The organism is Fictibacillus iocasae (assembly GCF_042665465.1).
GTDB classification, from domain to species: Bacteria; Bacillota; Bacilli; order Bacillales; family Fictibacillaceae; genus Fictibacillus; species Fictibacillus iocasae.
In genome coordinates, this window is sequence record NZ_JBHTCP010000013.1 from 116,860 (window position 1) to 139,184 (window position 22,325).

Consider the following 22,325-nt stretch of genomic DNA (forward strand, 5'->3'; position numbering starts at 1 on the left):
AATCTATTTGGAAGGAGCTATAACATGCCAAGGAAGCACCGTATTTGGTATCCTGGCGCAATGTATCATCTGACAACTAGAGGCAATCGGAAAGCGCCCATTTTTATCGGAAAACAAGACTTCGTGACTTACCTCAATCTTCTCCATACGTATGCATTCAAACATGCTGTCAACATCCTCACCTATTGTCTGATGGGCAACCATGTTCATCTTCAGGTGCAATGCGACGAAGAGCCGCCATCCGCTTTTATGAAATCCGTACATCAGCTTTACGCCATGTATTTTAACAAAAAGTATGAAACCTCAGGCCACGTGTTCCAAGGCCGATATAAAGCCCACCTGATTGAGGAACTGGATCAATTTCTTGAAACGAGCCGTTATATCCATCTGAATCCGGTCCGCGCCGATATCGTTGACATGCCAATCGATTATCCTTACAGTAGCTATAAATATTATGTTACCGACGCCGAAAGCTCACTTGTAGACACGTCCCTTATCCTCACCTACTTTCACAGCTCAGGGGAAGCCTACCAAAAATATGCCGAGTTCCCTCTCGAGCTGGCCATACCCGCAACGGTGAACGAAAGAAAGACCAAAACGGCTGCCATATCGGTGGCCAAAAGCGTGAAGAGCACCCATAAGGGGTCCGGTACGAGCCTATGATCATTTGTATAAAAAGCCTCGTCCTTTCTGGATTTCCAACCATTATGAGCCGTTTCTGTACCGGACCCCAATACGGGACCCGATACAAAATGTATGTGAACATGCGCATTAAACATTTTTCTACATTTTGTAGAAAAAACTTACAACCATACTAAATATAGTATATAATAATAGTAGAACTTCCATTGATTGTTATGGAAAAAGAGGGGGAATGGATATGAGTAAGCAAGTGCTCGTTTTAGTCAAAGAGATAGACGCCATTCGCATCACGATGTATGAGTTCAGCAAAAAAGTGGACAACCTTTCTGATCCGCTGCTCGTCCAGCTAAGTCAGCTGCTTGATGAAAAATTAAATACGTATAATGAGGTCTGCAGCGCAGCCTAAATCATATTTCAACATAAAAAAACCGGAAACCCTTACCTAAGAAGATAAGGACATTCCGGTTTTCTTCTTTTAATAACAGGGGTACGGTACCTTGGTCTTGTTTTCTTTCTTCTGTCCTTGCTAAATGGGCATTTTCACGCTTTTATTTTTTGGAAGTACCGGACCCCTTTAGGTTTTTATTGATCAGGTAGGCCCCGCTTGATGGTGCTAAATAAACCGGTCCTTCACTCCTGGTGACGGCAGCATGCATGTCTCTTTTTTGCCGAACCATTTGTACCGGTTTTTCGCTATGTAGCTGTAAATCATATCGCGTATGCCGCGTGGGATGGCTTTTCCCAGCACTGCAATTCGCCATGGATATTTTAAGTGGCTGGCCGCTTGTACCGCCGCATCGGACTTCGTATAAGCCACGCCATCTTTAATTATGACAAAGGAATCCATCTGGTTAGAGGGCAAACCGTGTGAAGCCAGCAGTTTAGCCCCTGTTTCTGACTGCATAGCAGCAAAACGCAGTCGATGGTCTCTTTCGTGCTTCAACATGAATTGAACCGCACCATTGCACATGTTGCATACTCCATCAAAAAGGATAACAACCCGCTCCTTGTGCTCTGTTTCGTGCATCACTCATTCACTCCACTCGTTTATTTCATTACTTTTCCTGTTGTAAGCTTAAGTTGGATCGGACCTTCTAGCTCGTCTGGTGCTGCTTTCATGAGTCTAATATTCCCGCCTTCTAATTTTAAGATAGCATAGGTTTCATTGCACTCGTTTAGAGGTAGCGACAAGAGTCTGTGCCACCGCTCGGCCGTTTGAATTACATCGTCTACTGCAATCTCAATCTCTTCGATTTTAGCAGGTGATGCCCCCTCCCCTTCCGTCCAGCCATTGAGTATCAAATCCTGCAGCCTTGATTCATCGCTTTCCTTCCATTGAATAAAAAACGGCCAGAAAGCATGCTCCTCTTCCACAAATAATAGCTCCCATTGTAAAAGCTTTCCGTCCGCTCTTCTTCGTTTCCCAGGAAGATGAATGGTGTGAATGCCTTCCTGCATAAACGCATCACGCAGGTCGTTCATGCTGGTTGTTCGTATCGCGAAATGCCCAGGTCCTTTGGGTGCGGCACACAGCTTCCGCACTAAAGGGTTATCTGACCTTTCCGCTTTTTGGGAATCCTCAATTCCAAGCCACTCAATATAACTGAGTCCAAAATAAAGAAGAATATTCTCAGTACCCCAATCTTCATGTCTGCCTCCTAATGATGCAGGCACGCCGTTTGTATGAAGCTTCTCCAATCTCTTTTTCAAATCCCCTTTTTCAAAAATCACCATATGATCAAAAAACATACACCATCTCCTAAGTATTTTGGGGGTCCGGTACTTTTTCCTTTTTTCGTTGCATATGAAGGAATATTGAATAAGTGTACCGGACCCCAAACATGTTTCAGCGATATATCCACAAATCACACACATGTTATCCACATATTTATCCACAATACAGCGAATAAAAAAACGATATTTATGCTATTTTCGCGATTTCAGCTAATATTCCTGTTGTTTTCAAGAAAATGCTCTAAGCGATTTACCCAAATACGACATAGCTAGACACTGTTATCGCTTCTTTCTCGTTTTTACATCCTTAAGGGTCATGGTATAAGATGAGTTTACCAGTAAAGGTGTTGCACGTGGGCTACTGGCCTAGCCCCGCACAACCCAAGGTCCCTCTGGCAAAAAAAGGGGTATGTTGGGAACGGATCAGGATTCCTGCAGAAGAGCACGCTGCTCTTTACCAACCTGCAGACATTCCGTCTGTTCAAAAAGATTTGCGGGGCAGGAAAAAGGTACAAGCTGCATGGTTAACTCTTTTATGAATCAAAAATCCCCCATTTATCGGACGCTAACCCGATGAATGGGGGATTTTTCATGTTTTTAGAGGCGGGGTCCGGTACCACCTTGCACCAGCCCGCATGATACACGGGCTTTTAGCAAAAGGTACCGGACCCCGTGAATTCCCGCGATTTTAGGATTTGACGTCTCGTTTTTGGAAGACCGTGAAGGTGATGGCGAGCATGAGTGCTGTATAGACGGCAAGTACAGCCAAGGAAAATGGCATGGTCAAGTCATCAATCACCATGAAATCTTTGTTCAGAAACTGAGTGAGGTCCATGTTCGCGAACAAGGTATACTTGACCCATTCTTTGCTTTGCAGCAATTGTACGATTGTCCCGCCAGTGAACATAACAAGCATCGCGAGCCCGATGGCCACTGAGTTGCTGAAAAACAGTGTGGAGATCATGAAGGAAAGCGTAACGAGCACGGCGAGCTCAATGATTTCCAGGCCGATGTTCGCGAGTACATAAGTCGAGATCGCCTGTTCCTTCCATACTCCCTCTGCGTTTTGAATAAAATGCGGCTGGCTGAAGCCTCCGAAGCCATATGCCACTCCGCCGATCATCCACATGAAGAACAGGGTCACAAACCAGAGCAGGATGGCGAACAGCAGGGTTGCCAGGAACTTGGATAAAAGAATCTTCCAGCGGCTGAATGGCCGGATGAGCAGCATTTTAATCGTTCCTTTTGAGAATTCGCTTGAAACGATATCACTCGCCACGACGATCACGAACAGCCCGAGCAGCGATGAGATCGGCACGAACTCTTTCATAAACGTCCACGTTGTTTTTTCATAAGGTGAAAGGTTGTTGTCGAGCGCATACTGTTTCTGTTTAATATCGCCTTCTATGATCTGGACGTAGTCTTCCCCTCCCGCCCCGTTTTTCTTCGCCTCTTCCAAGTCTTTCTCCGACTGCTTGATCTCTGCGCGAACCTCCTGTTTCCAGTCACGGTTCATGCTCTCGTCTGTAACCTTTGAATAGATGGTCACACCAAGCATGATTACTAGCGGAAGGATGAAGAACACCCACGTTCTCGGACGGTTAAAGATTTTGACGAATTCATTTTGAAGCAGCGACAGCATTCGTTTCTCCTCCTTTTTTCGATGTAGTCTCGAGGAACTTTTCTTCTAGCGTTTTTGATTTTCTGTGGATGCCCGAAACATCGAGACCAGCCATAATAAACTGGCGGTTCAGCCCGGCAATCGGCAGGTCCGCACCGGCCTGCACAGCGAGAATGGTCGTGCCCATCGTTTCTGACACCGCGTCCGGAACGGTTTCTGCTACAATTTTACGAGCGAGCTCCAGATCGCCATCAATCTCAAACTCTACCCGAATTTCATTGTCTGTCACATTTGTAATCTCGTTGATCTCAATCAGCTTTCCTTGCTGAATGATGGCAACACGATCACACATCATCTGCATTTCAGCGAGCATGTGGCTCGACACGAGCACGCTCGTGCCGTTGTTCGCCAGCTCTCGCAAATAGTTTCTCAGTTCATAGATTCCCTGAGGATCGAGGCCGTTTGTCGGCTCATCGAGAATTAATAGGGAAGGCTTATGTAAAAGAGCCTGTGCTACACCAAGACGCTGCCGCATTCCGAGCGAGTATGTTTTCACTTTGTGATGAATGGCCGCTTCCAAGTCTACGAGTTTAATGACCTCTTGAATACGTTCTTTTGTAATGTTTGGCAGAATGCGAGCATACTGCATCAAATTTTTGTAGCCGGTCAGATAATCATAAAGCTGTGGGTTTTCAACAATGGCTCCGATATGCGCCATCGCTTTTTCAAAGTCCTTCTTCACCGAAAGACCGTTGACGAGCACCTCGCCGGAAGTCATGGAAATGAGGCCGACAATCATCCGGATGGTCGTCGTCTTACCCGCTCCGTTCGGTCCAAGCAAACCGAACACCTCACCTTTTCGTACTGAAAACGAAAGATCATCCACAATATTCTTTTTCTTCATCTGCTTTGTCACATTTTTCAATTCTAATGTGAACTCACTCATACGTATTCCCCCTTCATCTCTCTCATCTTTTATCCACTCTTGTAGATACGGTTGAATTTGAAATAAGTTCCAATTTAAGTTTGCGGGGTCCGGTACTTTTTTGAAATTTTCCTTTTGTTGTGCGGAAGAATAGCGGTGAGTACCGGACCCCATTTTTCCCATTTTTCTTTTCAATAAAAAAGTCCGGTACTCTCTGGGTGTGTGACCTCCCATGAGTACCGGACCCCGATTTACCCGACCTGGTGCTACATTCGTTTTCTTCGGCGTTTGAAGAACCGCTTTCGTTTCGGAAAGCGCGGCTTTTTTTCTTTCATGAAAAAACGCACGCTGATGTATAAGATATATGTGGCAAGCGCGATGTAGAAGAAAACGGGCACTTTCTCAAAGCGTGTGCTCGCGACAAGATAGAACATGTAAAACAAAAACAAGGTGGTCAGGACGCTGACACTGAATTTCGGCATTGGAATTTTCTTGAAGCTTGGAATCTTGATCGTGCTGACCATAAGGTAGCAGAGCGCATAAAACAGCATGATAAAAATCGGCAGCGGCAGAGACTTCTCAAACAGCACAAGAAACGTCACAAGTGCTCCGGCAAGGGTGATTGGAATGCCGGTAAAATGCTTGAGTGTTTCTTCCTGGTCGGTCATGTTAAAGCGCGCCAGTCGATAGGCTCCGAATAGAGGGAACAAGCCGGACATGATAATTCCGTACAGTCCGAACGGCTCGAAATAGGTGAAAGCCGCCAGATAGGCCGGCGCGACCCCGAACGAGACGATATCCGCGAGCGAGTCGAGCTCTTTGCCCAGGTTGTTGGAAACGCCAAGAATTCTTGCTGCCCGGCCATCGATGGCATCGAGCATGATGGCGATAAAGATCAGGATGGTGGCGTTTTTCACGTCTCCGTTAATAATATAATTTATCGAAAGAAACCCGCAGAACAGGTTGCCAAATGTCAGCATGTTCGGTATGTGTCGTTTCATCTTAGCACTTCCCCGGTTAAATGGTATGGTCAGTATCTTTCTATCATTACTTCCCTATTTCACTGTAAATATCCTTGTCAGCTAGCTGCTGATAGTTAATTGTAACGTAAACAGCCGCACATTTGGATGTTTTTTTTGTTAAGGAACACTAACCGGGGTAACCGTGGTAACCGGGGTCCGGTACTACTTCATGCGTTTCCTTGCAGTCGCTGGACGTTTGAATAGACGTACCGGACCCCAACATTTCGGACCCCGTCATTTCCGTCATTTTGTTCGTTTTAAAAGACGAATCGGACCCCGTTATTTTGTAAACGTACCGGACCCCTTCCCGTTCCGTTCGGTATGTACCTTCGTTCTTGTACATATAAATGAGACAAGACGATTGGGGGTATGCAAGATGGATATGTTGACTTCGGTGGTTGTCGGTTTGATTGGTTTTCTAGTATTTATGGGATTTGCCGGTCAGATGCAGGCCGGCTATCGCTTTCGCAAATGGCTGCGTGAGGTGCAGGAGCTCGACTCGACGGCACACAACGACTCTACTTCCGTACCGCGCTCACGCTGGCTGCAGAACGCGGTGACCGAATACCGTGACTATCATTTGTCTGGTGTTGCTCAGCTGAACACACAGGCTCTTATAGAAAAGCATCTTTTTCAGGAAAAGTTAGCGATCATGGGCGTTCTTCGCGTGCCGGCAGGAAATGCCGTGCGGCTGATGCAGCAGCTGCCGTCGTTCACCATAATTCTTGGCGTGATGGGAACGTTTATCGGCCTCACGCTCTCTCTTGTTGCGATGCAGGATACGCTGCTGACACTCGGCAATCAGACGGCATCGTCGAGCATGACGATGAATACGATTCTCTCCGCTCTCACTGCACCTTTTAAAGGCATGAGTGTGGCCTTTATCACGAGCATCGCCGGCATCGGCGGCGCGCTCCTATTAACCATCCTGCAGACTGGATTTCTTTCCCGCGGTGCGTCACTTCCTTATCTGCAAAGCAAGCTGATGGCTGATACAGAGGCGTACCTCGACCACCGGTTTAGCACCCACCTTTTATCCGAAAAACCGCATGACTCAACAGAACGATTGCTCGACCGCCTCGCCTCAAAGGTTCATGAGAGCTTTCACAGCACGCTCGGTGATTTTGCGTCGCAGATGGTCGCATTTACCGGCGGCCTTCAGCAGGCGATGGAACAAGTCACCGGCATGATCACCGCACAGCGGGAGCATACGGAACGGTTCGCTGAGTCTGCTTTACAGCTCGAAGGCTTCGGCCAGCGTTTTCACGAGACAACCGAAAAGCTCGGCTCGATTCAGAGAACGGTCGACCAGAGCATCAATGCGCTCGCAGCCAACATTTCATCGTTCGAGCAGCAGCTGAAAAATGCGAATGACAAGCACCAGCTCGGCCAGCAGAAGTTCGAGCAGCTGATCACACGCTCGGATAAACTTTTACAAGAATCACAGCGCCGATCAGAGGAGCAAGCGGTGACGCTCACCCGTGCGCTCGGCGAGCAGCTGCAGCATTATAAGGACCAGCATGATGCGCTAGAGAACCGGCTCGCGCAAAAGCAGGACGAATGGCATTACCGCTATTCGGAAAAGCAAGGCGAATACGGGCGGGCGTCGTCGGACTTCGCATCGAGCGTTCAGCAGCTTGAAAAAGGGTTCCATTCGGCGGTTGATCATATGAAGCGTGATTTTGTCGAACAGCTGCGGAACATGATGGATTCGCAAGTCCGCCAGCTGCAGCAGCTATTATCCAATCCTGGGCGTGAGGATGATATGCGTGAACTGTCGCGTACACTTGAAAATATGTTTCATGGGCTGAACCGCTCGCTTTCTGAATCGAACCGCAGTGTGACGGACTCAAACCGCACACTTGGCGACATGCACGGATTGCTGCAGCGGATTTATCAGGCCGCCTCTCAGCCTCAGGTCGTGTATGAAACGCGGCAGCCGGCTGTGATCGAGCAGCCGTACGTCACCCCTCAGGATAATAGGAGGCGGTAAAGGATGCGCGCGAGGCAGAGCTATTTTCAGCATGAGGAAGAGCCTAAGGAAATCTACTGGCCGAGTTTTACCGATATGATGGCGATGATGGTGCTGATTATGGTGTTCGTCGCGATCATCGCGTACGTGCAGAGCATCTATAACGCGTACGATCAGGCGCAGATCAAGCAGGAGCTGCAGCAGGTGGCAGATGTGAAGAAGCATATTTCCGACTTGATCGAAAAGCAGCTGGAGAAAAATGTGGGAAAGGATAAAGTCGTGCGTGGGCCGAACAATACGATATCTGTCGACGGCAACATCCTCTTTCCTACCGGCAGCGCACAAATATCGGAAAAGGGAAAAACCGTCCTCGCCCCGCTCGCCAACGCCCTTGCTGCCATCATCGAGGAAAAGGATATGAGTCAATATTTATATATCATTTTAATTGAGGGGCACACCGATTCTGTGCCGTATGACAATTGGACGCTGTCAACACAGCGAGCAGTAGCAGTCGTGGATTATTTGGCAGAAGCGAACCCTAAGCTCGCGAAAAGGGATTACGCGCAATATATGGCCGCCACGGGGTACAGCGAGTTTAAGCCGATCGCGGAGGGAAATTCAGCTGCGGCACTGCAAAAAAACCGGCGCATCTCGTTTCAGATCATATTAGACGATGACAAGTGGCAAAAAAAGCTGAAGACAATCGTCAGCCAGTAAAACAAGAGTCTCACAAACTCTTGTTTTTTTTCTGCATGAAAAGTGGCGTTAATTCGCACAGCCATAATGGAGGATAATGAGGCGTTTTAGCTTTGTGGTCGTGGGGGAAGAACACCTGTTTTATTGAAATGTTTTATAAATGTCGAGGAACATAACGATGTGCTCCTATACTAGCTCGTTTGATTTCATTCAATACAAAGGTCTCGCGCCTCAGCCAGCTGTTTTCCTGGAATTGGGCAATAAGGCGTTCGTTCTGCTGAATGGCCTCTTCTAGCGTTATCCATTTAGGGGTAAACTCTAGTTCAACTTCGTAATCCTCTAGCTGCTGAAACGTTTTTTCTTCGTTTACCAGATCACAAAAATAATAGTGCGAAGTCATCTGAAATAACGCGCCTTCATTGTTCTCGTCATGTCCCCTTTCAATGACAATGCCCGCTTTGCTGATTACCATAGCATGTTTGTAGCCTGTTTCTTCCCTTATTTCTCTTATGAGTGCTTCCTCATGGCTCTCCGCTTCTTCCACTCCGCCTCCAGGAAACTTGTAATCTCCTCTATTGGACTGAACGAGCAAGATGCGGCCGTTGATCAGGATAATCCCCCTCACGGCTATTCTCTCGCGGAGTGTGCTGTAGCTTGTGAATAGCTGGTCTTCTTCAAAAATGGTGCTGAAATTCACGTTCTCACCTCGTCAGCGTAGATTTTGTCGCTATTATGATGCTGGCTGCTGAAAAACACAGCAAAAAAAACGCAAGGATACCGTAGGCACCGCCTTCGAATCCTCTCACCACTTCCAATCCATAGTATAGAAGATAGATAGCGCCGCCAACCAATGAAATCCCTGGCAGCAGCCTAACCCCTAACGAGACGCTGCGTTTCTTGAAATACCATGTAAGAAGCAGCGCGATTACACCTGGAATAGCGGCCGTTAAAAAAGGCATTCCGATCATCATGTTTTATGACCTCCGTACTTCTTTTACCGTCAGAGTCAACTTTAACATATATTGTAAAATAATGAAGAGCAAAAGAATACCCGATGGCGCTTAGCCGCTCGGGTTATCTTGATTTGTAGTCTTGGAATATGCGTTCACTTGAAACGTCTGAGCGCTTAGCCACAATCATAAGGCTCATGAAGAACATAGCGGCAATACCGCCTGCAAAGCACCCTAACACAAATGTCATCATTCGATACTCCTCCTATTGATAAAATGGAGGCCGTTTCCGGCAACTGGCTGGCATAGCGTTTGACCGCCTTAGCCCCTATAGCTTTGCGCCGCTGCTTTTCAACAGCTTTGCCCATGTATATTTCCCTCTATTGTAGTATGCAGCCGCATAAATTACACGCGTAATTTAGGATTGCTTTACTGCGCACATCCGAGGCTAACCAAAAAAATACCGCCGCATCAACGGTCCGGCGGCGGCTGCTATATCACTAAATTAGGGGGTACTTATTTGTTACCCGCATTATTTTATTCTTAATCCTATTTTTCATAAAAAAAAGCGCCGCCGCCGGAAACCGGCAGCAGCCAAAGGGAAAACTTTAAAAGGGGATACAAACAGGATGCCCGGTTCTCTGTTTTTTATACACTATTTTCAAAGAAAGATAGAATGATTATCCTGCTCGTTTTTGCAATTTTTCTGCGGCTGCCACTTTAGCCGAGTACATCGCATGAGCGTACATGCCCATCATGATGAGAGCCATCCCGGCAAGTGCGGGCGCGTTCGGTACGGCAAGCGATAAGAAGAGGATCTCGGCGGCAAGAACGAAGACGATTTCTGCCGACTGTGTCGCCTCGACCGCCGCGAGTTTCACTGGATTTCCGCCGCACAGATCGGTCGCTTTAAAGAAAAGGACGGTCGCGATGACACCTGAGGAGACCGCGACAAATACGGTTTGTACGAGCTGTCCACTGCTCGGCGGTCCGGAAGTGACGAAGCCTGCCGCCGCGAGCACAAGCCATATTGGCAGCGAAGCGATCGTCATTCCGAGCGCCCGCTGAAACGCGTCCAGCCTTCCGTTCGTGTGCTGCATCATCTTCCGGTTGCCGAGCGGGTACGCGAACGCGGCAACCAGCACCGCGAGCACGCAGTACAAGCTGTTCAGCCCCAGTCCGCCTTGCGCCTCTTGCCATTGCACGAGCAAGACACCAGCCAAAATAATGCTTGAAAAAAGCAGGCCTTTCAACGGTATGGATTGTCTTTTACCGTTCATGATAAATAACGGAACTAGCAGTGAGCCAGCGATGATCGTGATCTGCCACGTGGAGGCGACGAGCCAGGCGGGGCCGAATCCAGCGGCAAACGTTATCGGCGCATAAAAAAGAACGAAGCCGACCGTGCTCCATAAAAACCAGACACGAAAATGTTGCTTCAATTCTTTTAACACGGGCGCAACGTTGCCGCGAAGCCAGACAATTCCCCATAAAAGGGGCACCATATAAAAGAAACGGAGCGACGAAGTCCAGGGCCAGCTGCCGCCGGACTGCTCCATCGTCCGGTTCAGCACGAACGTCACACCGAAAAAAAGCGCAGCCAGCACGCCAAGCACTATGGCTTTCATGTGCTTCCCCCCTCCTTTTTATCTTATGAACAGGATACAGGAAAAAACCGTTTTCAGCATAGAAACTCTTTTCCTACGATTACCGTCTACCTTACAAAAGGGGTGTTTTTCATGAAAATATGGAAGTTCATCACGATGCTGGTTGTTATTGTATCGTTAGGAGCATGTTATTTAAACCAAACGGAATCTAAAGAACGTTCGGCTGTAACTGAAACGCCGCCTTCACAGAACATTACGCTGTACGATAAGAAGAATTCGCTACAGTATGTGGTTTCATCAGAACAGGACTCGGCTGCTTTTACGGGTGCTGTAAAAGGCGCCAAAAAAATGGGCGGCATCATGAACATGGCTGAGCCTTCCTACGAATTTACCATCAACAAAGACATGTATTCATTATGGTTATCGCCTGAAAAAGGTTCCACCGCTGCCATCATGAACTATCAAGACACGCATACCGTTTATCGCGTGAACGGGCGTTTGGCGGAAGAGCTTAAAGCAGCGGTAAGTCATATTATGGAACAACAAAGAAAACTTGGCTGATGCAAGCATTTAAGTCAGCCTTAGTTGCCCTTATACTATGTACGTTAACTTTTTTGCCACGTCGAGTAATCATCTTGCAAAAAAGTTATACGTTCCTATAGTGTGAAAAAAACGTCTGAAGTTTCATCATCCAGGCGTTTTATCATCAACCATATGGATTCTTATCCGTCTTTCCGAACCGGATGACGTCGAGCGCGGCTTTTCCGTCAGTCGGCAGTCCGTTATGTTCGATCGGAATGATCGAGAAAAAGACAAAGTAAAAGGAAAAGTACATGAACTGGTAGAAAAAGATGTCGGGCTCGAACACATCGAAGAGCATGAGAGTGTTCACGAGCAAGATGCTGATGACGTTCAGCGACGCACCGCCTAAATAGACGACGACCTGGCGCCATTTTTTATCACAGTTCAAATTTTTATATTCGCACCAGCCGTCCCAGAAGTACACCTTCCGGATCTTGCAAGGCCCTAGCTTAACAAGCAGATTACCTGCTCCAATATGAATGTCCACTTTGCTTCCCGTTAATCGACCTGCCAGCATATGACCGAGCTCATGTGTAAATGTCACGAGCGGCGCTACCAGAAGAAACGAGAACAGAAACTTAATCACGTCTGCTAATCCAAACAAATGCCCACCTCCTGCACATAAGGGAGTGTTCCCTCCATATCTCTCGTTAAACTAACCAAATGTCCCCATTTAGTACCCATCCTGTCCATTCCTCTTGAATCTTTATCACCTATATAGGATAATTGGTAAATGATGTAATATTTTGCTTATTCAGAAAAAAGGGGCTCAGCTATGATTAGAAAAACGACCATCTCATGGATTACCGCTGTTCTTGGTATCATTCTATTAGGCGCTGTTCCGTTCGCTTTTGATAACCTGACCTTTAGGATTGACCGGTATACAAGCGGACTGGAGCAGCTCGTCACCAGCCTGTTGTCACCGGAGAGCCTTGTCTATTTAACTGATGCAGGGGAACGGGCGCTCTTTCCTGAAATTCTTGATCCGTTCTTTTACTCGATTACCGTTTTTTTCACGGCTCTCCTGCTGGCGGTTTTGGCAGCGGTTATCCTGAGCCTGCTCATCTCGCTCCTGCCAGACCGGCTTTACCGCGGCGTGAAGTTTATTTCCTTTCTTTTTGAATCGGTGCCCGATATTCTCATCGCAGTTTCGTTTCAGCTGTTTGTTATCTGGTTTTTCAAGCAGACGAACGTGCTGCTCTTCCCGATCGCCTCTTCTTCTCATCAGCAGCCGTATATGATTCCCATTCTTTGTCTGGCCGTGCTGCCGCTCATTCTCTGCCTCCGCATCCTGCTGTTTGGCATCGAGAAGGAATACGATGAGCCGTACATTCAGACAGCGATCGGAAAAGGGATGACCAGATTGCACGTGCTGTCTTTTCACATTCTGCCGAACACGCTGGCTGGGCTCGTCCGGCAGCTGAGAACAGTCGTCTGGTTTATGCTCTCCAACCTTCTCGTCATCGAGCTGCTTTTCAACATTTATGGCATCACTAACTTTGTGTATGAATACGGCAATCCGGCTATCTTCACCGTCGCGATGCTGCTATTCTACCTGCCTGTTTTTCTGTTCTTTTTAGCGCTTGATGTGCTGCTGAAAATTTGGGCTCAAGAGGAAGACGATTCTCCCTCCTTATCCTTCTCTTTTGAAAAGGCAAAGATCGTTTGGAATGGCATTACCGCAGTGCTGATAAAATGTCGCCGTCTGTTTGCTTCTCTTTTTTCGGAGCCGCTGTTCGTTGTTGGCTTCGGCTTTCTTGCTTTGCTGACGGCTGCTAGTCTGTATCATCAATACGCCTTTGACGACCGTGTTCCGCAGACTCTCGTCAAATATGCAAAGGACGGAGTTACACCGCTAGGCAAGGCACCATTTGAACCGAGCAGCGATTATTGGCTCGGAACGGACCAGTTCGGGCATGACCTATTTTATAAAATTGTTTCTGGTGCCAAATATACACTCGGTCTCGCTTTCCTGATCTCCGGTTTGCGGCTATTATTCTCGTTTTTCGGGGGCCTGCTTTTCTATATGATGCGGGACCGGGTAAAAGAATGGCTGAAGGGGCTGGTGGCGAGCATGCAGTACATGCCCGTTGCGCTGCTCTGCTTTTTTGTTCTGTTCCCGATCGTTACGAACGAGGAACTGAGCTTTTGGGATAAAGGAATTTTTCAAATCCTGATTCTGACCGCGGTGGCGCTGCCAACCGTTTCTGTTCTGATCGGATCCGAAATCGAGGCGATCTACCGCAAAGAGTTTATTACAGGCGCGAAGGTGCTCGGGGGAAGCCGCTTCCATTTGTTTCGTAAGCATATCTTCCCCCACCTCACGCCCAAACTGTCATTGCTGTTCATTCAGCAGGTCATTTATGTGCTCATCCTGCTCGCTCATCTTGGGCTCTTGCGCATGTTTTTTGGCGGTACAGCGCTCATGGAATATACGTTTGGTTCAATGGATCTCATTCCGTTTTCACTTTCGAACGAATGGTCCGGCCTGATTGGGTCGTATTACAACCAGATGCTGCTCCGGCCGTACTTAATTCTCTTTCCTGTCCTATTCTTCTCGCTCACGGTGATCGCCGTCAACCTGATGCTAGAGGGAATCAAAAAGGCCGGAGAAAAAGGCGCATGGCAGACAACCGCTGCTTTTAAGCCGAGAAAAAATCGTCTTCAAAAAGCGGTACCGTTGATGATTTTCATCCTGTTTATAGGGGCAGGGTCGTTTGTCGGTGCTAAGTTTTCGACTGATCTTAAGCCAGTGTCAGCTAAAGAAACGGCGGATACTAAGGAGACGAAAAAAGACGCTCCTGCTGCTGCCGAAGAGAACAAGCCTGTCGTGATGCTGAATGAAGGGTCCATTGCCGGATTTAATGAGGGCCGTCTCGGTTTGTTCCAGATCGGTCAAACCTTTGCAGAGGAAAATGGTGTGGAGATGTTCGGCAAGCCAGAGAAAGTGGAAAAGAATGACGGCAAGACGATCTACTTCTTTCGTCAGACCGGCTATGCTTTTGTGATTGGCACGGATAGTGATCAGAAAATTGAATGGCTGCAGACCGAACTGGATGTCACGCGCGATGACATTCTCAGACAATTGAGCAAGGCGGACGAACAATCATCTGACCGCACCATGCTCACTTATTTTAAACAAACCTACCGTGTCAACTTTTTTCTGATCGGCAGCGAGAAATGGACGGTCTCTGTTGAGAAAAATACAGAGTCTTGAGTTCCTCCTTTCTCGCACGAGAATCATCTAGTAAAAAAAGAACCTGCCGCAGCGCAGGTTATTTTTTTTACTAGCTCGTATGTTTTATAACCGCCTGTATCAGATGAATATTTTAATAAATTGCCGTCACTCGGTATTCCTTTTACATAAACACCGATGCTGCCCGTTGTGCAGCGATGTCCGCAGATCGATACATTCGCTTCCTTTTCCAGCAGGTTCGATTCAAGATCACGCATAAAACTGAATACCCTCTGCACGAAGGATTCGAAATTCTCCACACCAGCGTAAATTACTCTGTCAGGAATGCCACCTGCCATAACGGTCTCCGAAATCTTTAATCGATCCGCTTGTCCCAGGTCAAACACCTCAAGTCTATCATCCGTCATCGCTTTTTCACCCGAAATGATTTCCGCCGTTTGTATCGCCCTTTCCTGCGGCGAAGAGAAGACATAATCAAACACGATATGCTGAAGATTTTCTTTTATCTCGTAAGCTTGAGTAATACCTTTTTCATTTAAAGGCAGACCAAAACGTCCTTGCATTCTTCTTTCTTTGTTCAGATCAGTCTCGCCATGTCTGATTACATAGATCATGAGAGCACTTTCCCCATTATCACATATGGCAGCGATGAATCAGCTGTCGGCAAAAAGTGCTCATGTAGTGTCGTCCAGTTCAAGTTATCGTATAAATGCACAGCCGATACGTTGTCAGATTGTGTGGTAAGGACCGCTGTTTTTTGCTCAGCTCGATTTAGCAGACTTTCCGCGAGCTCCTTCCCGATCCCCATCCCTCTATATGAGTTTTCAACAGCGAGCTCTACAAACTCAAAACAGTCCTTTAGCCAGTATTCCGATTGCTCCTGAGTGAGCGCTAATTCAAGCAAAGTTCGGTAATACTGCCCTTTTTCCGAAGTGTAGCCGTATGCGAATCCAGCTAACTGCTTTTCGTTCGTATAAGCAGCGATTCCCAGAAATCCTTCGTACGTCCTGTGTCTTTTTAGCCTTTCTAAAAAAACATCTTCTCCGCCGCCCCAGACTCGTCCATAGCAGCGTGCAATCTCCGTTAAAGCTTCTTCACTTGAATCCATAATTTTCACCGTGAACACATCAACCGCCATTTTTACCACTCACGCCATTCTTCTGTTACGTCTTCGTCTGTCTCAAGCCCAGCCAGCTCTGCCGCTGTCTGAATGAACTCGCACAGATCCTCGCGCTCGCTTGTTTCGATGTAATGGTCGTATCCTTCGTTCAGCTCGTTGAGTTGGGTGACGACCTTTTCCACAGCTTCAAGGATGTCGTCTTCTTCTGCTCCTGATCCTAGTTTTTGCAGCGTGCTGATGTACGCGTCGAGCACTTTATTTGTCGCGCTTATGTTTTCCTCGTTAAAAAAATCGCCGTCCTCGTCGTTCTCCAGCCAATCACTCGTTGGTTTGTTTTTTTTTAACTCTTCAAATGTCATATGAGTACCTCCAAAACTTAAGATAAATAATTCTTTCTACAACTCAACTGCCATGTCCTTTTCTTTTTACACTCTAGATAAAAAGAACTCCTCCCCAGTTCGAATACTGGAAAGGAGTTCATTAACACGTTTATTTTTTGTTCACCGTAAACACGATATCTTTCGTGTTTTTGGCGATGGCACCACCGTCGTTCTTGAAGACGCCGGATTTGTTCTCTTCTGTCGGCTCAATGTGAATCTGCAGCTTGTTCTCGCCTGATGCTAGTTTCACAGTGTGCGAGAACGTCATATCGTCGTTCACTGTAACACTTTCGCCATTGATTGTGAGCACACCTTCTTTAATCGCGTTGCCTTTTAACGTAATCGTATCAGTCGTCACGTCCTGGCCGTCCGCATGAGACGTGATGACAACCGGCTGGTCGATCCAGCGCAGAATCTTGTCTTGGATGACCATCTCGTTGCCTCCCTGATTCGTGACGACAACACTCATGTCTGTTCCAGGCGCGCCGAAACCGTAATAGCTGATGTCATCATCGGTAGGGTTGCTTGGCGTGTGGTCAGCAAGCCCTTCCTGGTCCCACGATGCATTCTTCACATACTTGTACGTCAGCACTTCACCTTCCTGCGCCTCGACCGTATATTCATAGTCGTTCGTGACCGCGCCGCCGCGTGTCATCGTCCATGCGCCCGTGTTCCAGCCATTGCGGCTGCCCGGGATCGAGATGCTCGCGCCCTGCTCAGTGTAGGACGGGGCGTTCAGCTTGAACGTGACCTTCACCATCACAAGGTCCGGTGTGACATTCACTTTGTTCGATTTCACGACGTTACCGGCTTTGTCGTACAAGTGAATTTCGTAGCTATACGCTGTGCCATTCGTAACGTTCGTATCTTTGTAAGACATCTTGCTCAAATCGAGCAGCTTCTCGATGATCACGCCATCGCGCACGATTGCTGCCATGTACGGATCATTCGCACCGTTCACACTCCAGTTCAAGTTTACCTGGCCGGATTCCTGTGACGGCTGTTTCAATGAGACGGCACTAGCTGGAGCCGTATGATCGTCACCTTTTACGAAGTTGACTGTTTGCGATGTGCTCGTTACCCATGTGCGCCCAAGGTCCGTTGAGAACGCATAGCGGTATTCATAGCTTCCGGCTGCAACCGGCAGGAAGCTCGCGCTGAACACGTTTGATGTGCCGTTTTGTGCGGTGTACACAGCGTGAACGTCAACCCACTCTGTTTTGCCTGGCTCTTTCACCTGCAGCCTGCCGAGCAATCCTTCTGCTTCTTCTTTTTCGGTTTCGCCTTTAATAAAAATATCCACTGTCACAGCCTGTGATTGTGACAAATCGAGCGCGCCGTCTGCCAGCTTGGTTACGTTCTGGATGCTGTAGTTGCCAGTCTTTAATTCAACGTGCGGGATGACCGCTTTCGCTGTTTCTTTTTTCACCGATTCGTTGCCGTTCTTGTCGATCGCGGCTATCGCAAAATAATACTTGCGTCCGTTATCGAGGTCGTTCACGGTAAATGTGTTTCCTTTTGTTTCTCCAATTTTCTTATAAAACGCTCCGCTTACCGTCGTCTGGTAGACAGCGTATGATTTCGCGCTGCCTTTCCATTCAAGCGTTGCGCTGTGGCTGCCTTCAACTGCCTTTATACCTTTTACGCTGTCAGGGCGCTTGTTATTTTCGCTTCTTTCTGTCACGAGCATGCGTCCTGTCATCGCTGGTACGGTGATGCTGAGTTTCCCTTCTGATACGCGTGCTTTGTACGTTTTGTCCAGCTGATCCTTCAGTTCAAGATTGTTCACGAGAAGGTCCGCCACGTTCAGTTCGATCGTCTTCGCTTCGTTTCCGCGGTTGGTTACGACGATCGCGGCATCCTTTTTGTGTGTACGGCCATACGCCATCACATCGCCCTTCGCGTACAGGTGATGAAGCTTGCCGTAGCTGAACAGCTCTTGATGCTCGCTACGCACTTTTCCGATGTTCTGATAGTGCTTGATGAGAGTCTTGTCTTCCTTGCCCCACGGGTAGGTGCGGCGGTCGTCTGGATCCTTGGAGCCAGTCACTCCTGCTTCATCACCGTAATAAACCGTCGGTGCGCCCGCATACCCCATCTGCAGCACAGCGGCTAGCTTTAAACGTTTAAGACCGAGTTCATGGTCGTATTTTTTATCGAGTTCAGCACGCTCATACGTGTCCGTTCCGTTGCCGAGCACGAACGCTGCACGCGGCGTGTCGTGTGAGCCCATCAGGTTCATGAGTGCGTAGAACGCTTCTTGCGGATAGTCCTCAAATACCGCGTTCAGCTGGCTTTCGGCACCTTCCGCGTTGCCATTTTTCAAATAATCGATTAGCGCGCCGCGGAAACGGTAATTCATAACTGAATCATACTGGTCGCCAAGGAAATATTTCGAAGCATCGTCCCAGATCTCTCCTAGGATAAGCGGGTCGTTGTCGCCGCCTGTTTTCAGCTCGTCACGGAACTCGCGCCAGAACTCGGTATCCACCTCGTTCGCCACGTCTAGACGCCAGCCCGATGCTCCGCGGTCAAGCCATGACTTGGCGACCGAATCGTCGTCATACATGATATAGTCCGCGAATTTTTCGTTGTTCAGTTCGGAATTGTAATCCACCGCTTTTCCTGGGATCGACTCGATTTCCGGAAGCGAGTCGAAGCCCCACCAAGCTTGGTACTTGTAGACGCCGTTCACTTTTTCGTTGTCGATGTTGAACCAATTATGGAATCCGTATGGGCTGAAGGTCTGCCCTTCTTTCGTTAATTTCGCTTCGACTTGCTTTTTGGCTGCCTCTTCTGAAGTGCCTTTGTTGACAAGGTCATAAACGGCAGACCAATACTCATAAGCACCGACTGTTTTGTACTTGCTGTAACGGTCAAAATAAATCGAATCGTCACCGACGTGGTTGAACACGCCGTCTAAGATCAGGTGCATCTTGCGCTTTTTCAGTTCTTTCGTGAACGCTTTGAACTCTTCCGGTGTTCCGAACATCGGGTCAATCGCTTTAAAATCGCTCGCATCGTACTTATGGTTGGATGCCGCGTGCGCAATCGGGTTGAGGTAAAGCGTGTTGACGCCAAGTGACTGGATATAGTCGAGCTTCTGCTGGATGCCGGCAATATCGCCGCCAAAAAAGTCGTTCGACCAGATCTTGTCGCCTTTGTAGTCAGGGTCTTCAGCCTGGCGCGGGTTGTCCGGCAGGTTGTTCCACTGCTGATGCTCGATCGGTTCAAGGCCGCGAGCGGTGGTTTTCGCTTTGTCGTTCTTTTTGTTGCCGTTGTTGAAGCGGTCAGGGAAAATTTGATACACGACCGATTCCTTCATCCAGTCCGGCGTTTTGTAAGCAGGATCGAACACCGTCATCTGGAAAAGTCCGGCGTTCGTGTCAGCCGCTGAGCCTGTTCCGCCTTCCTTCGTATCCTCGCCGTATTCCTTCGTGCTATCGCCGTCACGGGCGATGAACTTGTAGCCGTACACGCCTTTTTCACTCGGCGTCACGACCGTTTCCCATAGCTCCACTTCTTTTCCGTCAAGCTCTAAAAACCCCGCGTATTCCATGTTGAGAACCTTCGTGCTGCCAGAGTTGTAGTTTCGCACGTACGCTTTGGCACCCGTCAGATCGCCCTTTTTCGCCTGCAATCGAAGCTTTACCTGATCGCCTGCTTTTACCGCACCAAACGGGGTCCGGTACGCGTTGTTCCACGTATCATGATACAGCTTGTCGCTCTGAACAGAGCCGTCCGGCACTCCCGGATCATAATCGGTGTACACCGCTTTTGTATCGTGGTTGTAAAAGAACGAGATGCTTGCGTCTTTTAAGACCGCTAGCTTCACGTTGTCCTGCGGATAAGCTGGCTTGTCCCAGCTGCTGCCAAGCAGGATTTTGAATTCGTGCTTGCCTTTTGGCACGTTCGCGGTGAACGTGTAGACGTTGTCTCCGTCCGCATCCTTTAAAATCGCGGTCGATTCTGCTGGCGACCATTCTCCGCCAGCTTTGAGTTCAGGCTGGATATCACCGACGATGCGTGGCAGATCGGACTCTGGCAATGCCACAGGAATCGTCACCTTGTGTGTTGTGTCATCATAAATGAACGTGACCGCCGTTTCCTTGTCGAGCGTCAGCTTGTAGTTGTCGCCGCCTTTTACGCCGCCCGCGCCATAGTTCTCATCCCATGAACCGTTTATGGCGATCTTGTATTCATAACTGCCCGCAGGCAAAGTGCCTGTCAGCTTGTACTTCCCGTCTGGCTGCTGTGCCATCAGAGTCTTGGAATCAGCCGGGTCCCAATCTCCCGCTGCTCCAAGTTCATTCTGTAAATTTCCGACGAGCGTCACCGTACGCCCTTCTGCTTTAGCCTGAGGTGATGACTGTGGAAACAACGCTGGTGTTGCAAACGCTTGCACAAACAGCGTTAATAAAAGAACCCAGCTCATCACACGGCGAACATTTTTCCTTTTCACTACACTTCTCCCCCATCCTGTAATCGCGAGCGAAAGCGCTTGCATAAATATCTAGCCTTGCATATATCGAAACCGCTTTCACACTTTATTTCATTAAACCATAATGATATCTAGTAAAAAATAGGTCATCTTCCCTATAATGTAAGAATCGCACACTAAAATTATGGGGTCCGGTACTATTTCCCAGCATTTCCTAAGCTGATATAATTGAAGGGCGATATACCGCGAAATTTTAGACATCAAGGCCGTTTGGCACACCCGGCTTTTTCTGCGTGTACCGGACCCCTAACTTATAAAGGAGGATTTCACTTGTCTGCGAAACTGTTTGAACTGGGTGCAGCAGTTGAGTCTGATGTATTTACGGCTGACGGCCGTCTCCTTATTGCTAAAGGCACAATACTAACGGACTATCATATCGAGCACTTACATAAACACAACATCGCACAACAAACCGATTCTGTACCAAAAGATCAGGAGCAAACAGACCCAGCCTTAGAAATTGAAGAGGATTCGTCTGCCATTCAAGAGCTTTACGAGAAAAACATGAAGATGATTGAGGACGTCTTTCATACGGTCAATAACAATGGAGTACTAACAACTGAATTGTTTTCAGAGGCTGTTAGCATTCAAGATGAATTAATTACTCAGCTTCGTGATGACCGCGAGTTTATTCATTGCATGCTGCAAAAGGTGGACGTGGACGCTTATCTATTCAAGCACTGCTTGAATGTCGGAATCATAGCGCGCAAGATTGGAGAGCTTCTGAAGGTCTCCATCAGTGACCAAATCCTGCTTGCACGCATGGGGCTGTTCCATGATATTGGCAAGATTAGAGTGGATAAAAGCATACTGAACAAGCCTGGAAGGCTGTCGGATACGGAGTTTGAGGAGATCAAGAAGCATACGAAATACGGATATGACCTGCTGAAGGGCTCTCCGCTAGATATGATCTTCCTTTTAAGCTCTCTCTTGCATCATGAAAGGAATGACGGAACAGGCTATCCGGGCGGTATAAAAGGGGAAAAGATTCCACAGCTGATTCAGATCCTTTCCGTTGCCGATACGTTTGATGCGATTTGCTCTAACCGCGTGTATAAAGACGGCCGTTCGATTTTCTTTGCCGTGAACGAGCTCATGAAAGATGCGGAAAAAGGAAAGCTGAACGAAAATGTTGTGCTCACCTTTACCGCATACCTTCTGCACCATGAAAAAGGGCGGCTCATCCCACTTAAAGACGGACGATTTATCCGGATTCTCCATGTGTACCCGGAAAAGCCGAACATGCCCGTTATTGCGATCAACGATAAAGAAGTGCTCGACTTGAAGAAGGTCGGCTTGACTCTCCAGCATTATACTCACTAAAAAAACCGGGATCCCGCTTACATACGGGACCCGGTTTTATGCGTGTATAGGATG

At 48.0% G+C, this 22,325-nt stretch carries 21 protein-coding genes and 1 riboswitch; of the genes, 7 read left to right on the forward strand and 14 right to left on the reverse strand.

Annotation, left to right across the window (positions count from 1 at the left end; all coding sequences use genetic code 11):
* Nucleotides 1-24 precede the first annotated feature (24 nt).
* Together ACFQPF_RS07240 and ACFQPF_RS07245 are read left to right on the forward strand one after the other, a co-directional pair.
* Nucleotides 25-663, forward strand: coding sequence for a transposase (locus tag ACFQPF_RS07240; RefSeq protein WP_379748056.1), 639 nt, complete (start codon nucleotides 25-27; stop codon nucleotides 661-663).
* Between the two features lie 217 nt (nucleotides 664-880).
* Entirely contained in the window at nucleotides 881-1,048 is a 168-nt protein-coding gene (locus ACFQPF_RS07245) for a Spo0E family sporulation regulatory protein-aspartic acid phosphatase (protein ID WP_379748058.1), read from the forward strand.
* A 207-nt stretch (nucleotides 1,049-1,255) separates the two neighbouring features.
* Here ACFQPF_RS07245 and ACFQPF_RS07250 read toward each other — a convergent pair whose 3' ends face one another.
* The 5 genes from ACFQPF_RS07250 to pssA form a co-directional block, all read right to left on the reverse strand.
* Nucleotides 1,256-1,669 (reverse strand): thiol-disulfide oxidoreductase DCC family protein, encoded by a 414-nt coding sequence (locus ACFQPF_RS07250; RefSeq protein ID WP_379748060.1) that lies wholly within the window; start codon nucleotides 1,667-1,669, stop codon nucleotides 1,256-1,258.
* A gap of 20 nt (nucleotides 1,670-1,689) precedes the next feature.
* Nucleotides 1,690-2,391 (reverse strand): VOC family protein, encoded by a 702-nt coding sequence (locus ACFQPF_RS07255; protein ID WP_379748062.1) that lies wholly within the window; start codon nucleotides 2,389-2,391, stop codon nucleotides 1,690-1,692.
* 673 nt (nucleotides 2,392-3,064) lie between these two features.
* The gene (locus ACFQPF_RS07260; RefSeq protein WP_379748064.1) at nucleotides 3,065-4,018 is read right to left on the reverse strand and encodes an ABC transporter permease; all 954 of its coding nucleotides are present in this window, start codon (nucleotides 4,016-4,018) and stop codon (nucleotides 3,065-3,067) included.
* Complete coding sequence (locus ACFQPF_RS07265; RefSeq protein ID WP_379748066.1) at nucleotides 3,996-4,943, reverse strand: ABC transporter ATP-binding protein; 948 nt, start codon at nucleotides 4,941-4,943, stop codon at nucleotides 3,996-3,998. Before ACFQPF_RS07265 ends, ACFQPF_RS07260 begins: the two co-directional genes overlap by 23 nt.
* Before the next feature lie 245 nt (nucleotides 4,944-5,188).
* Nucleotides 5,189-5,923, reverse strand: coding sequence for a CDP-diacylglycerol--serine O-phosphatidyltransferase (gene pssA, locus ACFQPF_RS07270; RefSeq protein ID WP_379748068.1), 735 nt, complete (start codon nucleotides 5,921-5,923; stop codon nucleotides 5,189-5,191).
* 397 nt (nucleotides 5,924-6,320) lie between these two features.
* On the opposite strand from pssA, the gene ACFQPF_RS07275 reads away from it, so the two are divergent.
* Together ACFQPF_RS07275 and ACFQPF_RS07280 are read left to right on the forward strand one after the other, a co-directional pair.
* Nucleotides 6,321-7,937 carry a hypothetical protein gene (locus ACFQPF_RS07275; protein WP_379748070.1) on the forward strand — a complete coding sequence of 539 codons (1,617 nt, stop codon included), beginning with the start codon at nucleotides 6,321-6,323 and terminating at the stop codon, nucleotides 7,935-7,937.
* Nucleotides 7,938-7,940: 3 nt separating this feature from the next.
* Complete coding sequence (locus ACFQPF_RS07280) at nucleotides 7,941-8,633, forward strand: OmpA/MotB family protein (RefSeq protein WP_379748072.1); 693 nt, start codon at nucleotides 7,941-7,943, stop codon at nucleotides 8,631-8,633.
* Between the two features lie 133 nt (nucleotides 8,634-8,766).
* On the opposite strand, the gene ACFQPF_RS07285 is transcribed toward ACFQPF_RS07280, so the two are convergent.
* The 4 genes from ACFQPF_RS07285 to ACFQPF_RS07300 all read right to left on the reverse strand — a co-directional run bounded on the left by ACFQPF_RS07285 (nucleotide 8,767) and on the right by ACFQPF_RS07300 (nucleotide 11,190).
* Nucleotides 8,767-9,309, reverse strand: coding sequence for an NUDIX hydrolase (locus ACFQPF_RS07285; protein ID WP_379748074.1), 543 nt, complete (start codon nucleotides 9,307-9,309; stop codon nucleotides 8,767-8,769).
* Between the two features lie 4 nt (nucleotides 9,310-9,313).
* The gene (locus tag ACFQPF_RS07290) at nucleotides 9,314-9,583 is read right to left on the reverse strand and encodes a YesK family protein (protein ID WP_379748076.1); all 270 of its coding nucleotides are present in this window, start codon (nucleotides 9,581-9,583) and stop codon (nucleotides 9,314-9,316) included.
* Nucleotides 9,584-9,686: 103 nt separating this feature from the next.
* Nucleotides 9,687-9,815 (reverse strand): hypothetical protein, encoded by a 129-nt coding sequence (locus ACFQPF_RS07295; RefSeq protein ID WP_379748078.1) that lies wholly within the window; start codon nucleotides 9,813-9,815, stop codon nucleotides 9,687-9,689.
* A 35-nt stretch (nucleotides 9,816-9,850) separates the two neighbouring features.
* Nucleotides 9,851-9,937: riboswitch (cyclic di-GMP riboswitch) on the reverse strand.
* Nucleotides 9,938-10,242: 305 nt separating this feature from the next.
* Nucleotides 10,243-11,190: a DMT family transporter gene (locus ACFQPF_RS07300; RefSeq protein ID WP_379748080.1), complete on the reverse strand. Its 948-nt coding sequence runs from the start codon at nucleotides 11,188-11,190 to the stop codon at nucleotides 10,243-10,245.
* A gap of 111 nt (nucleotides 11,191-11,301) precedes the next feature.
* Here ACFQPF_RS07300 and ACFQPF_RS07305 point away from each other — a divergent pair, with 111 nt between their 5' ends.
* Nucleotides 11,302-11,730 carry a YhfM domain-containing protein gene (locus ACFQPF_RS07305; protein WP_379748082.1) on the forward strand — a complete coding sequence of 143 codons (429 nt, stop codon included), beginning with the start codon at nucleotides 11,302-11,304 and terminating at the stop codon, nucleotides 11,728-11,730.
* 145 nt (nucleotides 11,731-11,875) lie between these two features.
* Here the strand turns inward: ACFQPF_RS07305 and ACFQPF_RS07310 are convergent, their stop codons facing one another.
* A complete protein-coding gene (locus ACFQPF_RS07310; protein WP_379748084.1) occupies nucleotides 11,876-12,355 on the reverse strand; it encodes a hypothetical protein in 480 nt (159 codons plus the stop codon).
* A 171-nt stretch (nucleotides 12,356-12,526) separates the two neighbouring features.
* Between ACFQPF_RS07310 and ACFQPF_RS07315 the strand changes: the two genes are divergently transcribed.
* On the forward strand, nucleotides 12,527-14,968 hold the full coding sequence (locus tag ACFQPF_RS07315) for an ABC transporter permease subunit (protein ID WP_379748086.1): 2,442 nt from the start codon (nucleotides 12,527-12,529) through the stop codon (nucleotides 14,966-14,968).
* A 23-nt stretch (nucleotides 14,969-14,991) separates the two neighbouring features.
* Here the strand turns inward: ACFQPF_RS07315 and ACFQPF_RS07320 are convergent, their stop codons facing one another.
* The 4 genes from ACFQPF_RS07320 to ACFQPF_RS07335 all read right to left on the reverse strand — a co-directional run bounded on the left by ACFQPF_RS07320 (nucleotide 14,992) and on the right by ACFQPF_RS07335 (nucleotide 20,909).
* Nucleotides 14,992-15,561, reverse strand: a complete 570-nt coding sequence (locus ACFQPF_RS07320; protein ID WP_379748088.1) for a histidine phosphatase family protein — start codon at nucleotides 15,559-15,561, stop codon at nucleotides 14,992-14,994.
* Nucleotides 15,558-16,085, reverse strand: coding sequence for a GNAT family N-acetyltransferase (locus tag ACFQPF_RS07325; RefSeq protein ID WP_379748090.1), 528 nt, complete (start codon nucleotides 16,083-16,085; stop codon nucleotides 15,558-15,560). Before ACFQPF_RS07325 ends, ACFQPF_RS07320 begins: the two co-directional genes overlap by 4 nt.
* A 2-nt stretch (nucleotides 16,086-16,087) precedes the next feature.
* A complete protein-coding gene (locus ACFQPF_RS07330; protein WP_379748092.1) occupies nucleotides 16,088-16,426 on the reverse strand; it encodes a hypothetical protein in 339 nt (112 codons plus the stop codon).
* A 130-nt stretch (nucleotides 16,427-16,556) separates the two neighbouring features.
* Complete coding sequence (locus ACFQPF_RS07335; protein WP_379748094.1) at nucleotides 16,557-20,909, reverse strand: pullulanase X25 domain-containing protein; 4,353 nt, start codon at nucleotides 20,907-20,909, stop codon at nucleotides 16,557-16,559.
* A 309-nt stretch (nucleotides 20,910-21,218) separates the two neighbouring features.
* On the opposite strand from ACFQPF_RS07335, the gene ACFQPF_RS07340 reads away from it, so the two are divergent.
* Nucleotides 21,219-22,271, forward strand: a complete 1,053-nt coding sequence (locus tag ACFQPF_RS07340) for an HD-GYP domain-containing protein (RefSeq protein WP_379748096.1) — start codon at nucleotides 21,219-21,221, stop codon at nucleotides 22,269-22,271.
* Nucleotides 22,272-22,325: the final 54 nt, after the last annotated feature.

What these genes read in the sequence shown, in the direction of transcription:
- ACFQPF_RS07240 (WP_379748056.1), top strand. Translation starts at nt 25, where the DNA reads ATGCCAAGGAAGCACCGTATTTGGTATCCTGGCGCAATGTATCATCTG.
- ACFQPF_RS07245 (WP_379748058.1), top strand. Translation starts at nt 881, where the DNA reads ATGAGTAAGCAAGTGCTCGTTTTAGTCAAAGAGATAGACGCCATTCGC.
- ACFQPF_RS07250 (WP_379748060.1), bottom strand. Translation starts at nt 1,669, where the DNA reads ATGCACGAAACAGAGCACAAGGAGCGGGTTGTTATCCTTTTTGATGGA.
- ACFQPF_RS07255 (WP_379748062.1), bottom strand. Translation starts at nt 2,391, where the DNA reads ATGTTTTTTGATCATATGGTGATTTTTGAAAAAGGGGATTTGAAAAAG.
- ACFQPF_RS07260 (WP_379748064.1), bottom strand. Translation starts at nt 4,018, where the DNA reads ATGCTGTCGCTGCTTCAAAATGAATTCGTCAAAATCTTTAACCGTCCG.
- ACFQPF_RS07265 (WP_379748066.1), bottom strand. Translation starts at nt 4,943, where the DNA reads ATGAGTGAGTTCACATTAGAATTGAAAAATGTGACAAAGCAGATGAAG.
- pssA (WP_379748068.1), bottom strand. Translation starts at nt 5,923, where the DNA reads ATGAAACGACACATACCGAACATGCTGACATTTGGCAACCTGTTCTGC.
- ACFQPF_RS07275 (WP_379748070.1), top strand. Translation starts at nt 6,321, where the DNA reads ATGGATATGTTGACTTCGGTGGTTGTCGGTTTGATTGGTTTTCTAGTA.
- ACFQPF_RS07280 (WP_379748072.1), top strand. Translation starts at nt 7,941, where the DNA reads ATGCGCGCGAGGCAGAGCTATTTTCAGCATGAGGAAGAGCCTAAGGAA.
- ACFQPF_RS07290 (WP_379748076.1), bottom strand. Translation starts at nt 9,583, where the DNA reads ATGATGATCGGAATGCCTTTTTTAACGGCCGCTATTCCAGGTGTAATC.
- ACFQPF_RS07295 (WP_379748078.1), bottom strand. Translation starts at nt 9,815, where the DNA reads ATGATGACATTTGTGTTAGGGTGCTTTGCAGGCGGTATTGCCGCTATG.
- ACFQPF_RS07300 (WP_379748080.1), bottom strand. Translation starts at nt 11,190, where the DNA reads ATGAAAGCCATAGTGCTTGGCGTGCTGGCTGCGCTTTTTTTCGGTGTG.
- ACFQPF_RS07305 (WP_379748082.1), top strand. Translation starts at nt 11,302, where the DNA reads ATGAAAATATGGAAGTTCATCACGATGCTGGTTGTTATTGTATCGTTA.
- ACFQPF_RS07315 (WP_379748086.1), top strand. Translation starts at nt 12,527, where the DNA reads ATGATTAGAAAAACGACCATCTCATGGATTACCGCTGTTCTTGGTATC.
- ACFQPF_RS07320 (WP_379748088.1), bottom strand. Translation starts at nt 15,561, where the DNA reads ATGATCTATGTAATCAGACATGGCGAGACTGATCTGAACAAAGAAAGA.
- ACFQPF_RS07325 (WP_379748090.1), bottom strand. Translation starts at nt 16,085, where the DNA reads ATGGCGGTTGATGTGTTCACGGTGAAAATTATGGATTCAAGTGAAGAA.
- ACFQPF_RS07330 (WP_379748092.1), bottom strand. Translation starts at nt 16,426, where the DNA reads ATGACATTTGAAGAGTTAAAAAAAAACAAACCAACGAGTGATTGGCTG.